Below are 13,412 nucleotides of genomic sequence, written 5' to 3'. Positions count from 1 at the left end.
GCTGGAAGCGCTCGGCCTTCGGCGACGCCAACCAGCACGGCATGGAGGGCGTCCGCTTCTACACCAAGGTCAAGACCATCACCGCCCGCTGGCCCGAAGGCTCCGTCGAGGACTCCGCCTTCGTCATCCCGACGATGAAGTAGGCCAATCTCCCCCAAACATTCATCCCGGTTTCGCCGCAAGGCGTAGACCGGGATGACAATCAGTGTTTAGCGATGATCGGCGGCGATCCGCGCCGCCAGTTCCTTGAGCAGCTTGGCTGCCAGGGTCGCGGTCATGTCGTGGATGTCGCGGTCCGGGTTCAGCTCGACGACGTCGCCGCCGATCACCGGGCCGGGCGTCTTCCAGATCACCTCCAGCACCTCGCGGGTCGTCAGCCCGCCGGGTTCGTGATGGGCGACGCCGGGCGCAAACGCCGGATCCAGCCCGTCCAGGTCGATGGAGATGTAGGTCGGCCCCGCCGGCAGGGCCGCCAGGCCCTCAGCATGTGTCTCCGGCGAGAACACCTTCGCGCCGAACCGCTCGGCCTGCGCTGTCAGATGTGCGTTCGGCGTGCGGATGCCGAGCTGCGTCAGCCCGGCCGCCAGCCCCCGCTCCATGATCCGCGCGAACGGCGAGGCGTGGCTGAGCGGATCACCCTCGAAGTCGTCGTAGAGGTCGGAGTGGGCGTCGATATGCACGATCTGCGGCGGCGCGCGGCCGGCCGCAGCGATCCCCGCCAGGACCGGATAGGTCACCGCGTGGTCGCCGCCCAACACCACGGCTGGGCCATCGCGGAACGCCTCGGCCGCGGCCGCGACCATCCGCTCGAAGTCGCCGGCGTCCTCCCTGAGCGGCGCATCGCCCCGGTCGTCCAGCACCGCGTCCATATCGAGGCCGTTCGTGGCGATCATGTGCGCGTGCGGCGAGCGCATCGCCGCGCGGATCGCGCCCGGTCCCTTGGCGGCCCCGCGCAGGAAGGACGAGTGCTGGTCGGTCGGCAGGCCGAGGAGGGCGACGCGGGTCATATCCCTCCCTTAATGGGGAGGGACAGGCCGCGGAAGCGGCCAGGGTGGGGAAGTAGGGGCCGACCCGAGACATGGGGGAGGATCGACCCTTCACCACCCGTCGCCCCCGGACCAAGTCCGGGGTCGCCACCCTCCCCATCAAGGGGAGGGATCAGTTCCGCCGGCTCACGATGTCCTTGTTGGCCTTCCGGGTCTTGTTCCCCTGCCCGCGCTCGGCCTCGGCTCGTAGCGGCCGGCGGGTGTGGTTGGACGAGAAGGTCGCCTCGGCGGCGGCGGGTTCGCCCCAGTCCTCCTGTGGCCGGTCCTCCTGGCCCAGCTTGTGGACGTCGACGTTGGCCGGGGTGCCGGCGCCCAGGTCGCCCGCCAGGGCGGCCGGCATTCGCTGCCGACCCGTCTCGCGGGCGGGCGTGGCGGAGGTGCGGTCGTTCGGGGCGGCCATTGGGGTTTCTCCTGTCACTGATGTGTCTTCAACCCGGCCGCGGGCCGCCCGTTCCTTGCACTCGCGCCCGTGCCCAGCTAGGCCGATGATAATGCCATCCGCCCTGCAAGCCGCCTATGACGCGCGTGTCCGAGAGGGCGTGATCCGGCCGGATCCGGCCCAGGCGGCGGCGCTGCAGCCCCTGATCCGGCTCGAGCTGGACCTGGCCGAAGACGAGCCCGAGGGCGGCATCCTCGCCCTGCTGCGGCGACGCCACTACGAGCCCCCGCGCGGCGTCTACCTGATCGGCCCCGTCGGCCGCGGCAAGTCCATGCTGATGGACCTGTTCTACGAGACGGCCGACGGCTTCAAGAAGCGGCGCACGCACTTCCACGTGTTCATGGGCGAGGTGCACCGGCTGATCGACGCCTGGCGCAAGGGCGACCGTGAGGCGCGCAAGAAGCGGTTCGGCCAGTTCAAGGGCGACGACCCGATCCCGCCCGTCGCCGACGTCATCGCCGCCGAGGCGCGGCTGCTCTGCTTCGACGAGTTCCAGGTCACCGACATCGCCGACGCCATGATCCTGGGCCGGCTGTTCGAGGCGCTGTTCGCCCACGGCGTGGTGCTGGTCGCCACCTCCAACCGCCTACCCGACGACCTCTACCTCAACGGCATCAACCGCCAGCTCTTCCTGCCCTTCATCGAGCTCCTGAAGACGAAGGCCGAGGTGGTGACCATCGCCGGCCCGCACGACTATCGGCTGGACCGCCTGCGCGCCGCCGGCACCTGGTTCCCGGCCGACGAGGCCGACCACCGCGGGGCGTTCGACGCGCTGTGGAAGGAGATGCTGGGCCCCGAGGACGAGGACGGCGAGACCGTCGAGGTCCTGGGCCGCAAGCTCAACTTCCCCCGGGCCGCGGGCGGCCTGGTGCGGGCGACCTTCGACGACCTCTGCAAGGCGGCGCTCGGGCCGAACGACTATGTCGCGATCGCCAAGCGCTTCCACACCGTCTTCCTCGACGGCCTGCCGAAGCTCACCCCCGCCCAGCGCCAGGAGGCGCGGCGGCTCGTGATCCTCATCGACGCCCTCTACGAGGCGAAGACCCACCTGATCGTCCTGGCCGCGGCCGAGCCGACGAAGCTGTACCCCGCCGGCGACGGGGCCTTCGAGTTCGAGCGCACCGCGTCACGCCTGCAGGAGATGCGCTCGGCCAGCTGGCTCGAGGACCGCTAGCAATATCCCGCTCATCCCAGGCAGAAGCCGGGACGATCGGTAGTGGATAGAGGTCCAGACCTCAGGCGATGGCCCGGCGGCGGCGCAGCGCGGCCCCGGCCAGCCCGAAGCCCGCGATCATCACCGCCCAGCCCTGCGGCTCCGGCACGACCGCCGCGGCGAAAGTGGGCAGCCAGTCGCTGGCGATGCCTTCCGCGTCGAAGCCGATGAACTCGAACCCGCTCAGCCGTAGCTGGCCCGTCAGCGCGTAGTGGGTGGCGTTGGTCTTCACGTAGTGGAACTGGGTGCTGAACCCCGCATTGGCCGGGTCGAGATCGAGCAGGTTGAAGTCGAACCGGCTCTGGCCCGTGGCCGCCAGGTCGTAGCTGCTCGACGTGGGCGAGCCGAGGCCGTCCGTGCGCCGCCCGACCGCAAGCGGATCGCCGGTGGCCACGGGATCGAAGTCGAGCCACTCGATGTAGCTGCCGATATCGAAGCCGCTGATCGTCTCCAGGGTGACCCGGTGATAGAGGTGCAGGAAGCCCGTGGCGTCCGACCGGACCACGCGCTCCTGGATCACGCCCATCACCAAGCCGCCGTCGGCGCCGTTGATCGTGAAGGGCTGCAGCCGGTCCTCCAGCACGACGCCGGCCAGGTCGGGCTCCTCGGCCGACGTCGTGGCGCCGACGCCGTAGGCGCCAGGCCCGGCGATGATGGTCGAGGTCGCGTGGGCCGGGGCGGCCAGCACGGTCGCCGCGGCGGACGCCAACAGGATGGGTGTGAGTCTCATGGCAGCTCCCCTCCGAAGCCCCACGCGCTCCGGCAGCCCTCTGCTGCGGAGTGACCCGACCGCGCGAGCCTTACCACTTCACACATGAATTCGCTACCTTAACGAGAGTTATTGCACTCATGGCGTGCGCTCTCGCGAAATTGGCGGAGCGGCGGTGACGCCGCGGGGCGGCCGCCCCTATGTTCCCGCGCATGGTCGACTTCGCCCGCTTCGACGCCCGCCACTATCCGACGCTCGGGGTCCAGGACGGCTACGCCGCCTGGGCGCCGACCTATGAGGCCACGGTGCTGGACCTCATGGACCTGCGCCTCTTGGAGCGCCTCTCGATCCACTGGCCGGCGGCGGGGCGCGTGCTCGACCTGGCGTGCGGCACCGGCCGGATCGGGGCCTGGATGAAGGCCAGGGGCGTTCGCCGGATCGACGGCGTCGACCTGACCCCGCAGATGCTGGCCCAGGCCCGGGACAAGGGGGCTTACGAGGGCCTGACGGTGGGCGACATCACCGCCACCGGCCTTCCGAGCGACCGCTACAACCTGATCACCCAATCCCTGGCCGACGAGCACCTGGCCGACCTCGACCCGCTGTACGAGGAGGCCTTCCGCCTCGCCCGGCCCGGCGGCGGCTTCGTGCTGGTCGGCTACCATCCGTGGTTCCTGATGTCGGGCGTCCCGACCCACTTCGACCGTGCGCCGGACGATCCCGTCGCCATCGAGAGCCACGTGCACCTCTTCGCCGATCACGTGCGCGCCGCGCACGCCGCGGGCTGGCGCCTCGCCGCCCTGGAGGAGGGCGTCATCGACGACGCCTGGGTGGCCCAGAAAGCGAAGTGGGAGAAATACCGCGACCGCCCGGTCAGCTTCGCGTTCGTGTGGCTCAAGCCCTGAGGCTCTCCACCAGCTCCCGCGCATACGGCCGCAGCTCGTCGTCGGCCCGCACCACGATGTTGAGTTCGCGCAGCGCCCAGTCGTCAGCGAGGTCGACGATCGCGAGCGACATGGTCTTCTCCGCTCGCCGCGCCGTGGTCTGCGGCACGACGCCCACGCCGACGCCCGCCTCCACCAGCCGGCAGACGGCGTCGAAGCTGCGCAGCTGAACCCGCGCCTTCAGCGGCCGGCCCGCGCGCGCCGCCTTGCCGACCAGGAACCGCTGCAGCGAGCTGGACCGCTCGAGCCCCACCACGTCGTACTCAAGCACCTCGGCGAAGCTCAGCCGCGTGCGCCTTGCGAGCGGATGGCTTGGCGCCGCCACCACCACGAACCGGTCCGAGCGGAAGGGGTAGGTCTTGAGCGCGCCCACGTCGACGGCGCCCGCCACGATGCCCACGTCGCCCACGCCCTCGGCGATCAGCCCCACGATCTCGTCCGACAGCCGCTCCTCGAGGTCCACGCTGACGTGGGGATGGGTAGCGAGGAACGAGGAAAGGGGCTCGGGCAGGAATTCCGTGACCGCATTGGTGTTGGCCAGGAGCCGGACCTCGCCGGACAGGCCGCCCGCGAACGTCGACAGGTCTTCGCGCATGCGCGCCGCCTGGCCGAGGATGCCGCGCGCGTGCTTCAGCAGCATCCGGCCGGCGGGCGTGGGCGTCACGCCCTGGCGCGAGCGGGTGAGCAGAACCGCGCCCAGCGTCGCCTCCATGTTGCGGACGCGCGTCGAGGCCGCGGCCAGCGCCAGCGCGCTCTTTTCCGCGCCGGCCGTGATCGAGCCTTCGTCCACCACGTCGCAAAACAGTCGGAGGTCTGTGAGGTCGAACCGCATCCTTCGCCTTTCGCGAAGGAAACCTAGCGCATTCACGCATTGCGCCCAAGCTTCCGTTCGTGAGACTTCGGCAAACGAGAAGGAAGTATTCGGCGGGACCCGCCAGCATCTGAGAACGGTTCGCAGGTTCTCGGCGCCATGTTTCTGATCGAGCGGTGATGCGCGACCTGTCACATTCCCGCGGTTCGTTGACACCCCGGGTCCGACGCTTAGAACAGGTGTCGCCGAGGGCTTTTGGGGAGGCACGGCTTAAGCCATGACGACGGTTCCACGCGGTCCGGCAGACCGGCCCATGTCGCCACACCTGCAGGTATGGCGCTGGCATGTGACCATGCTGACTTCGATCCTGCACCGGGTGACCGGGGTGGGGCTCTACCTGGGCGGCCTGCTCGTCGCGGTGTGGGCCATTGCGCTCGCCAGCGGCCCCGAGCCCTACGCCATCTTCAAGGACCTGCTGGGGTCGCCGCTCGGCAAGTTCGTGATGTTCGGCATGAGCCTGTCGGCCTTCTACCACCTGGGCAACGGGGTGCGGCACCTGATCTGGGACCTGGGCTACGGCCTGGACAAGGACGACGCCAACAGCTCGGCCTTCGTGGTCTTCGGCTTCGCCATCGCCGCCACCATCGCGGTGTGGGTGATCGCCTACATGACGGGAGCGCTCTGATGTCGTTCCGCACGCCGCTCTCCACCGCCCGCGGCCTGGGCTCCGCCAAGCACGGGGTCGGCCACTGGCTGTCCGAACGCGTCGCCGCCGTGGCGCTGATCCCGCTGGTGATCTGGGGCGCCTTCGCCGTGATCCGGCTGGCTGCGCTGGACTACTACGGCGCCGTCTCCTGGATCAGCGAGCCGGTCAATGCGACCCTGATGATCCTGACCATCGCCATCTCCTTCATGCACATGCAGTCGGGCGTGCGGGTGATCGTCGAGGATTACGTCTACACCCACCTCGGCAAGGCGGCCTGCCTGCTGGCCAACCTCTTCATCAGCGGCCTCGCCGGCGCGCTGGCGATCTTCTCCATCCTCAAAGTCGCGCTGGGGGGCGCCTGAACCCATGGCGGCTTACGAATTCACCGAGCACAAGTTCGACGTCGTCGTCGTGGGCGCCGGCGGTTCGGGCCTGCGCGCCGCGCTGGGCTGCGCCCAGGCCGGCCTGAAGACGGCCTGCATCACCAAGGTCTTCCCGACCCGCTCGCACACCGTGGCCGCGCAAGGCGGCATCTCGGCGTCGCTGGGCAACATGGGCGAGGACGACTGGCGCTGGCACATGTACGACACCGTCAAGGGGTCGGACTGGCTGGGCGACCAGGACGCCATCGAGTACCTCTGCCGCAACGCGCCGGCCGCGGTCTACGAGCTGGAGCACTGGGGCGTGCCGTTCTCTCGGACGTCCGACGGCAAGATCTACCAGCGCGCTTTCGGCGGCATGACCAAGAACTACGGCGAGGCGCCGATCCAGCGCACCTGCGCGGCGGCCGACCGCACCGGCCACGCGATGCTGCACACCATGTACGGGCAGAGCCTGGCGAACGACACCGAGTTCTTCATCGAGTACTTCGCCCTCGACTTGATCATGGACGAGGGCGCGTGCCGGGGCGTCACGGCCTGGAAGCTGGACGACGGCACCCTGCACCGGTTCCAGGCCCAGCTGGTCATCCTGGCCACCGGCGGCTACGGCCGCGCCTACTTCTCGGCCACCAGCGCGCATACTTGCACCGGCGACGGCGGCGGCATGACGCTGCGCGCCGGCCTGCCGCTGCAGGACATGGAGTTCGTGCAATTCCACCCCACCGGCATCTACGGCTCGGGCTGCCTGATCACCGAAGGCGCCCGCGGCGAAGGCGGCTACCTGACCAACTCCGAAGGCGAGCGGTTCATGGAGCGCTATGCGCCAACCGTGAAGGACCTGGCGCCGCGCGACATGGTCAGCCGGGCGATGACCATGGAGATCCGCGAAGGCCGTGGGGTGGGTCCGAAGAAGGACCACATCTTCCTGCACCTCGACCACCTCGATCCCAAGATCCTGGCCGAGCGCCTGCCGGGGATTTCCGAAAGCGCGAAGATCTTCGCAGGGGTGGACGTAACGAAGGAGCCGATTCCGGTGCTCCCGACGGTCCACTATAATATGGGTGGTATTCCGACGAACTTCTACTCCGAGGTGGTGACGAAGGCGGGGCGGAACCCCGATCAGGTGGTGCCCGGGCTGATGGCTGTGGGTGAGGCGGCGTGCGTCTCCGTGCACGGGGCCAACCGGCTGGGCAGCAACAGCCTGATCGACCTGGTGGTGTTCGGCCGCTCGGCGGCGCTCAGGGCCGCCGACACGCTGAAGGCCGGCGCCACGCAGCCCGAACTGAAGCCGCACCACACCGACTGGCACCTCGCGCGCCTCGACCGGTTCCGCAACGCCAGCGGCGGCACGCCGACGGCCGACCTGCGGCTCGAGATGCAGATGGCCATGCAGGAGGACGCGGCGGTCTACCGGACAGACACGGCCCTGGCCTCGGGCGTCAAGCGGATGGAGGCGGTCAACGCCAAGCGCGGCGACCTCAAGGTCACCGACCGCTCGATGGTCTGGAACTCCGACCTCATGGAGACCCTCGAGCTCGACAACCTGATCGGCCAGGCCGTGGTCACGGTGGTCGGCGCACACAACCGCAAGGAAAGCCGCGGCGCCCACGCCCACGAGGACTACCCGGACCGCGACGACAAGAAGTGGATGAAGCACACGCTGGCGTGGTTCGACGACCCGACCGGCAAGGTCAAAATCGATTTCCGCCCGGTGCATGACTACACCATGACCAACGAAATCGCGCCGTTCCCGCCGAAGGCGCGGGTCTACTAGGGGAAGGGAAACAGGAACATGGTCCAGCTCACCCTTCCCAAGAACTCGAAGATCAAGCCGACCGGGAAGCATTACCCGGCGCCGGCAGGGGCGACGCACGTCAAGACGTTCAAGATCTACCGCTACGACCCGGACAGCGGCGAGAACCCGCGCTGGGACACCTACGACGTCGACGTGAGCACGTGCGGTCCGATGCTCCTGGACGTGCTCATCCAGATCAAGAACACGGTCGACCCCACCCTGACCTTCCGCCGCTCGTGCCGCGAGGGCATCTGCGGGTCGTGCGCCATGAACATCGACGGGCGCAACGCGCTGGCCTGCATCCAGGGCCACGAGGAGTGCTCGGGCAACAAGATCTCGATCAGCCCGCTGCCGCACATGCCGGTGGTGAAGGACCTCGTCCCCGACCTGACGTTGTTCTACGCGCAGTACGCCTCGATCCAGCCCTGGCTGCAGACCGAGACGCCCGAGCCGCAGAAGGAATGGAAGCAGTCGCCGGAAGACCGCGAGAAGCTGGACGGCCTCTACGAGTGCATCCTCTGCGCCTGCTGCTCGACCAGTTGCCCGAGCTACTGGTGGAACCAGGAGAAGTACCTGGGGCCGGCCGCGCTGCTGCACGCCTACCGCTGGATCATCGACAGCCGCGACGAAGCCACCGGCGAGCGCCTGGACGAGCTGGAAGACCCCTTCAAGCTCTACCGCTGCCACACCATCATGAACTGCGCCCAGGTCTGCCCGAAGGGCCTGAACCCGGCCAAGGCGATCGCCGAGGTCAAGAAGATGCTGGTGGACCGGGTCGTCTGACCCGGCCCGCTAGCTGCGGTTCGGCGGGAACAGGGCGGCGAGCCCGGTGATGACATCGTCGATGAGTTCCGGCTGCCCCGGCCGCGCCGCGCTAAGGCCGGCTGCGCCGTGGGCGGCTGCCCAGACCGCCAGCGTGATCTTGTCGACCGGAGCCTCGCGGCGGCCCAGGGTCTCGATGACTTCCGCCACGACCTGATGCAGCCGGTCCAGCGCCGCGTCCCGCGCCTCGGCGACGACCGGCAGTTCGGCGATCTCGGGGTCGAACATCAGGGCGAACATGGCGGGCTCGGCCCGCGCGTAGGCGAAGTAGCCGGTGGCCCAGGCGCGCAGGCGGCCGCCGGCGACGGCCTCGCGATCGGCCTTCTCGAGGCTGCGGCGCAGCTCGCCGAAGCCCAGCGCCGCGAGTTCGGCCAGCAGGACCCGCTTGCTCTCATAGTGGTGGTACATCGAGGCGGCGGTGATGCCGGAGCGCGAGGCCAGCGCGCGCAGGTTCAGCTGCTTGAGGCCGCCCTCCTCCAGCATGTCCCGCGCCTCGCGCAAGAGGCGGCCGGGCAGGTCGCCCACGTGGTATCGGCGTCCTTCGAGGTTCACACCGTCCAGACTAAACCCAGTTCACCCACGAACCCTAGTTCCGCTTCGGGATCACCACCGGGAGCGTCTCGTAGCCCTTCACGAAGACGGAGTGCGTGCGCAGGGGTTCGCGGAGGAGGCGGACTTCGGGGAAGCGGGCGAGGATCTCTTCCCAGATGATGGTGAGCTGCAGCTCGGCCAGGCGGTTGCCAACGCAGCGGTGGATGCCGAAGCCGAAGGAGAGGTGGTTGCGGGGCCGCTCGCGCTCGATGTTGTAGCGATTGGGGTCCTCGATCTGGGCCTCGTCGCGATTGCCCGAGACGTACCACATCACCACGCGGTCGCCGGCCCTGATGGTCTTGCCGCCGATCTCGAAGTCGCGGGTCGCGGTGCGCGCCATGTGCGCCAGCGGCGTCTGCCAGCGGATGGTCTCGGAGACCATCGACGGGATCAGCGCCGGGTTGGCCCGCAGCTTGTCGTACTGGTCGGGGTTCTTGTTCAGCGCATAGACCGAGCCCGAGATGGTGTTCCGGGTCGTGTCGTTGCCGCCGATGATCAGCAGCACGACGTTGGAGTGGTAGTCGGTGGCCGGGAGGTTCCGGGTGGCCTCGGCGTGGGCCATCATCGACACCAGGTCGAATTTCGGCGGCGCATTCACCCGCTCGGCCCACAGGACGTCGAAGGCGGCGAAGCACGCGTCGGCCTCAGCGCGCTTGTGCTCCCAGCTCTTCGCCGGGCCGAAGCCGGGCGGGTTGGTGAACATGTCCGACCAGTGGGTCAGCTCGCGGCGGCGCTCCTGCGGATAGTCGAAGAGCGTGGCCAGGGTCATGGCCGTCAGCTCCTTGGAGACCAGGTCGACCAAGTCGAACTCCTCGCCGATCGGCAAGCCGTCGAGGATCGCGCCCGCCCGCTCGCGGATCAGGGGCGCCATGGCGTGCAGGTTCTGCGGCGCGACGGCCGGGCTGACCGTCTTGCGCTGGATGTCGTGGCCCGGCGGGTCCATGGCGATGAAGCTGTTTCCGCGCGGCCGCTTGTCGGACTCGGCCTTGGCCTCCAGCGACTGCAGCACGATGCCGTCGGCCGACGAGAACACCTCGTGGTTGGTGTCGACGGTCATGATGTCCTGGTAGCGGCTGATCGACCAGAAGCCGTCGTACTCGGCGCCGCGCGGCGTCCAGTGGATCGGCGCCTCCTTTCGCAGACGGTCGAAGATCGGCCACATGGCGTCGCTGGCGAAGAGGTCGGCCTGGGCCGGGTTCAGCGCCTCGATCGGCACGCTCCACGCCTCGGCCGCGGCGGCCTCACGGAACTCGACAGAGCCGTCGTCCATGACTGTTCCTCCCGGCCTTTGTGGCCGTTTGGATGCATGACGCCGATCCAAACACTGTTCGGCAAGCCGTTTGCTCGGCTGGGCGCGGCCGTCCGCCTCAGGCCGGGACGCGCCGTCGGGCTCGGCGCGCCCGCCGAGGGGCTGGCTCGCGACCCAACGACACGCGCTGAACGGCGTCGATCAGGACGGGGTCCAGCGCGAGCCGGAGCTCTGGCGGCAGGTTCTGGATGCGCCATCGGTTGACGGCGAGCGCGGCGCAGAGCCGCGCGTAGGCCAGGTAGGCCGGGTCGTTTTCCAGCATCGCGCCGCGCAGGTACGCCTCGATCGCGGCTACGCTGCGGAGGTAGTTCACGACGTCGGATGGATCATCGGGGGGCGCTGACACACAACAGCCGTATCAATGGTCAAGCTTGTCCGTAAGGCGGTGCGACCAGCCGCCACACGCGCGAGACGCACCCCCGAGCCAAAGGACACGCAGGGCGTTAGTCCGGGCGGACCAGCAGGTCGCTGACGATGGTCATGCCGAGGATGGGGGCGCCGCCGTCCCGCGTGGCGGCGTCGAACATCGTCTTCGCCTCGGGGTCGTCGTAGGCCATGCCCTCGGCCATCGCGGTCTTCCACGTCGCCTCGTCGGGCCACTCGGCGGCGCCTACGTAGCGACCGTCGGCTGTGCGGCCCAGGCGCGAGCCGTAGCTGCCGTACTTCCGGGTGATGGCCAGCGTGCCGCGGCGCCAGCCCTCCTCGAACTGAGCCTCCATGCCGGGCTTCGCCCGCCATTCGTAGAGAACGAGGAACATCGGGCCTCCCTTACCTAGGGGTGTCATCCCGGTTGCGCCCCAGGCGAAGACCGGGACCCAACCGGCCGCATCCTCGAAGTCGAAGGCGTTCCATCGAGTTCCGAGCCGTCTTGCGGACTCGGAGCTTCGGGGTGGGCTGGGTCCCGGTCTTGGGCTTCGCCCAAACCGGGATGACACGCGGTGGGGCAGATAGGGCGGCGACAACATTTGCCCTCCGTAAGGTCAGCGGGCAAAGAGGGCCCGGCGGCGCGGCGGTTACCTCAGGGGGAAGTTGACGCCAGTGTCACTTTTGGGCATCGGAGTAGTATGAGCCAGTCGGGCGGACATGTGGTGATCGTGGGCGCGGGTCATGCCGGCGGCACGGCTGCGGCGCTGCTGCGCCAGTACGGCCATGAGGGCCCGATCACCATGATCGGGGAGGAACCCATTCCGCCCTACCAGCGCCCGCCGCTGTCCAAAGCCTGGCTGAAGGGCGAGGCCGACGCCGACTCGCTGGCCCTGAAGCCGCTGGAGTTCTACGGCGAGCACGGCATCGACTTCCGCGCCTCGGTGACGGCCACGGCGCTGAACCGGGGCGCGAAGACCGTGGCGCTCTCGGACGGCTCTTCGGTTTCGTACGACACCCTGATCCTGGCCACCGGCGCGCGGGCCATCGCCCTGCCGATCGAGGGCAAGGACCTCGCCGGCATCATGTTCCTGCGCACCGCCGCCGACGCCGAGGCGCTGAAGGCGACCGTCGGGCCGGGCAAGACCCTGGCCGTGGTGGGCGGCGGCTACATCGGCCTGGAGGTGGCGGCCTCGGGCCGGGCGCTGGGCGCCGAGGTTGTGGTGCTGGAACGCGAGGAACGGATCCTGGCGCGGGTGGCCTGCGAGGCGCTGTCGGACTTCTTCACCGCCTACCACGAGAAGCAGGGCGTCACCTTCGAGCTGGGCTGCAGCGTCACGGGCTTCGAAGGCAAGGACGGCCATGTCACCGGCGTGAAGCTGGCCGACGGCCGGGTGATCGCCTGCGACGCCGTCGTGGTGGGCGTCGGCGCGCATCCCAACGACGAGCTCGCCAAGGACGCCGGCCTGGACTGCGCCCGCGGCGTGGTGGTCGACCTGGACGCCCGCTCGGTCAGCGACCCCAACGTCTTCGCCATCGGCGACGTCGCCCACCGGCCGATGCCGGTCTACGAGCGCATGTTCCGCATGGAGAGCGTGCCGAACGCGCTCGAACAGGCCAAGCAGGCGGCCAGCGCCATCGTCGGCCGGCCGCGGCCGGCGGGCGAGTGCCCCTGGCAGTGGTCCGACCAGTACGACCTGAAGCTCCAGATCGCCGGCTACGCCTTCGACGTCGACGAGATCCTGGTGCGCGGCGACCCCGCCAGCGCCAAGTTCGCGGTCTTCCACCTCAAGGGCGACCAGGTGCAGTCCGTCGAGGCGATCAACTCGCCACCCGAGTTCATGATGGGCAAGCTGCTCATCCTCAACCGCAAGCCCGTCGACAAGGCGAAGCTTGCAGACCCGTCCATTTCCATGAAAGAGGTCGCCGCCTGAAAGCGGCGGTTAGTCAGGGGCAGCCATGGCCAAGATCACCTACGTCGAACACAACGGCACCGAGCACGCCATCGACGTGAAGAACGGCCTGTCCGTGATGGAAGGCGCCGTGAAGAACAACATCCCGGGCATCGACGCCGACTGCGGCGGCGCCTGCGCCTGCGCCACCTGCCACGTCTATGTGGACGAGGCGTGGCTGGCCAAGACCGGCGAGCGCTCGGCCATGGAAGAGTCGATGCTCGACTTCGCCGAGGGCGTCGAGGAGAACAGCCGCCTGTCGTGCCAGATCAAGGTCACGGACGACCTGGACGGCCTGCGCGTGACGATGCCGGAGAGCCAGCACTAGGGGG

At 69.0% G+C, this 13,412-nt stretch carries 17 protein-coding genes; 9 read left to right on the top strand and 8 right to left on the bottom strand.

Annotated elements, in window-relative coordinates; translation table 11 throughout:
- Positions 1–143: hypothetical protein (locus tag VGD44_RS06915; RefSeq protein ID WP_331085251.1), on the top strand; the 143-nt coding region annotated here is incomplete at its 5' end.
- Between the two features lie 66 nt (positions 144–209).
- Here the strand turns inward: VGD44_RS06915 and VGD44_RS06910 are convergent.
- Positions 210–1,007: an arginase family protein gene (locus VGD44_RS06910; RefSeq protein ID WP_331085249.1), complete on the bottom strand. Its 798-nt coding sequence runs from the start codon at positions 1,005–1,007 to the stop codon at positions 210–212.
- 151 nt (positions 1,008–1,158) lie between these two features.
- Positions 1,159–1,446 (bottom strand): hypothetical protein, encoded by a 288-nt coding sequence (locus tag VGD44_RS06905; RefSeq protein WP_331085247.1) that lies wholly within the window; start codon positions 1,444–1,446, stop codon positions 1,159–1,161.
- A 91-nt stretch (positions 1,447–1,537) separates the two neighbouring features.
- On the opposite strand from VGD44_RS06905, the gene zapE reads away from it, so the two are divergent.
- Positions 1,538–2,659 (top strand): cell division protein ZapE, encoded by a 1,122-nt coding sequence (zapE, locus tag VGD44_RS06900; RefSeq protein ID WP_331085245.1) that lies wholly within the window; start codon positions 1,538–1,540, stop codon positions 2,657–2,659.
- A gap of 61 nt (positions 2,660–2,720) precedes the next feature.
- On the opposite strand, the gene VGD44_RS06895 is transcribed toward zapE, so the two are convergent.
- Entirely contained in the window at positions 2,721–3,428 is a 708-nt protein-coding gene (locus VGD44_RS06895) for a PEPxxWA-CTERM sorting domain-containing protein (protein WP_331085243.1), read from the bottom strand.
- A 179-nt stretch (positions 3,429–3,607) separates the two neighbouring features.
- Between VGD44_RS06895 and VGD44_RS06890 the strand changes: the two genes are divergently transcribed.
- Positions 3,608–4,312, top strand: coding sequence for a class I SAM-dependent methyltransferase (locus VGD44_RS06890; RefSeq protein ID WP_331085241.1), 705 nt, complete (start codon positions 3,608–3,610; stop codon positions 4,310–4,312).
- Here the strand turns inward: VGD44_RS06890 and VGD44_RS06885 are convergent.
- Positions 4,302–5,183, bottom strand: coding sequence for a LysR substrate-binding domain-containing protein (locus VGD44_RS06885; protein WP_331085239.1), 882 nt, complete (start codon positions 5,181–5,183; stop codon positions 4,302–4,304). The genes VGD44_RS06890 and VGD44_RS06885 overlap by 11 nt on opposite strands.
- 256 nt (positions 5,184–5,439) lie before the next feature.
- Between VGD44_RS06885 and sdhC the strand changes: the two genes are divergently transcribed.
- From sdhC to VGD44_RS06865, 4 genes are read left to right on the top strand one after another with little or no spacing between them, the layout of a single operon-like run.
- The gene (gene sdhC / locus VGD44_RS06880; RefSeq protein ID WP_414694623.1) at positions 5,440–5,847 is read left to right on the top strand and encodes a succinate dehydrogenase, cytochrome b556 subunit; all 408 of its coding nucleotides are present in this window, start codon (positions 5,440–5,442) and stop codon (positions 5,845–5,847) included.
- Complete coding sequence (gene sdhD, locus VGD44_RS06875) at positions 5,847–6,230, top strand: succinate dehydrogenase, hydrophobic membrane anchor protein (protein ID WP_331085235.1); 384 nt, start codon at positions 5,847–5,849, stop codon at positions 6,228–6,230. Before sdhC ends, sdhD begins: the two co-directional genes overlap by 1 nt.
- Positions 6,231–6,234: 4 nt before the next feature.
- On the top strand, positions 6,235–8,022 hold the full coding sequence (gene sdhA, locus VGD44_RS06870; RefSeq protein WP_331085233.1) for a succinate dehydrogenase flavoprotein subunit: 1,788 nt from the start codon (positions 6,235–6,237) through the stop codon (positions 8,020–8,022).
- Positions 8,023–8,040: 18 nt separating this feature from the next.
- A complete protein-coding gene (locus VGD44_RS06865) occupies positions 8,041–8,826 on the top strand; it encodes a succinate dehydrogenase iron-sulfur subunit (protein WP_331085231.1) in 786 nt (261 codons plus the stop codon).
- A gap of 9 nt (positions 8,827–8,835) precedes the next feature.
- On the opposite strand, the gene VGD44_RS06860 is transcribed toward VGD44_RS06865, so the two are convergent.
- The 4 genes from VGD44_RS06860 to VGD44_RS06845 form a co-directional block, all read right to left on the bottom strand.
- On the bottom strand, positions 8,836–9,390 hold the full coding sequence (locus VGD44_RS06860) for a TetR/AcrR family transcriptional regulator (RefSeq protein WP_331085229.1): 555 nt from the start codon (positions 9,388–9,390) through the stop codon (positions 8,836–8,838).
- A gap of 61 nt (positions 9,391–9,451) precedes the next feature.
- Positions 9,452–10,726, bottom strand: a complete 1,275-nt coding sequence (locus tag VGD44_RS06855; protein ID WP_331085226.1) for a cytochrome P450 — start codon at positions 10,724–10,726, stop codon at positions 9,452–9,454.
- Positions 10,727–10,823: 97 nt separating this feature from the next.
- Positions 10,824–11,078 (bottom strand): hypothetical protein, encoded by a 255-nt coding sequence (locus tag VGD44_RS06850; RefSeq protein ID WP_331085224.1) that lies wholly within the window; start codon positions 11,076–11,078, stop codon positions 10,824–10,826.
- Between the two features lie 130 nt (positions 11,079–11,208).
- Positions 11,209–11,523 (bottom strand): hypothetical protein, encoded by a 315-nt coding sequence (locus VGD44_RS06845; RefSeq protein WP_331085222.1) that lies wholly within the window; start codon positions 11,521–11,523, stop codon positions 11,209–11,211.
- Between the two features lie 306 nt (positions 11,524–11,829).
- Between VGD44_RS06845 and VGD44_RS06840 the strand changes: the two genes are divergently transcribed.
- Both VGD44_RS06840 and VGD44_RS06835 read left to right on the top strand, forming a co-directional pair.
- A complete protein-coding gene (locus VGD44_RS06840; protein WP_331085219.1) occupies positions 11,830–13,062 on the top strand; it encodes an NAD(P)/FAD-dependent oxidoreductase in 1,233 nt (410 codons plus the stop codon).
- A gap of 25 nt (positions 13,063–13,087) precedes the next feature.
- Positions 13,088–13,408 (top strand): 2Fe-2S iron-sulfur cluster-binding protein, encoded by a 321-nt coding sequence (locus VGD44_RS06835; RefSeq protein ID WP_331085217.1) that lies wholly within the window; start codon positions 13,088–13,090, stop codon positions 13,406–13,408.
- Positions 13,409–13,412: the final 4 nt, after the last annotated feature.

The organism is Phenylobacterium sp., from assembly GCF_036402295.1.
Classification (GTDB): Bacteria; Pseudomonadota; Alphaproteobacteria; order Caulobacterales; family Caulobacteraceae; genus Phenylobacterium.
The sequence above is the reverse complement of the archived record's forward strand: the minus strand, read 5'-3'. Positions and strand labels throughout refer to the sequence as shown.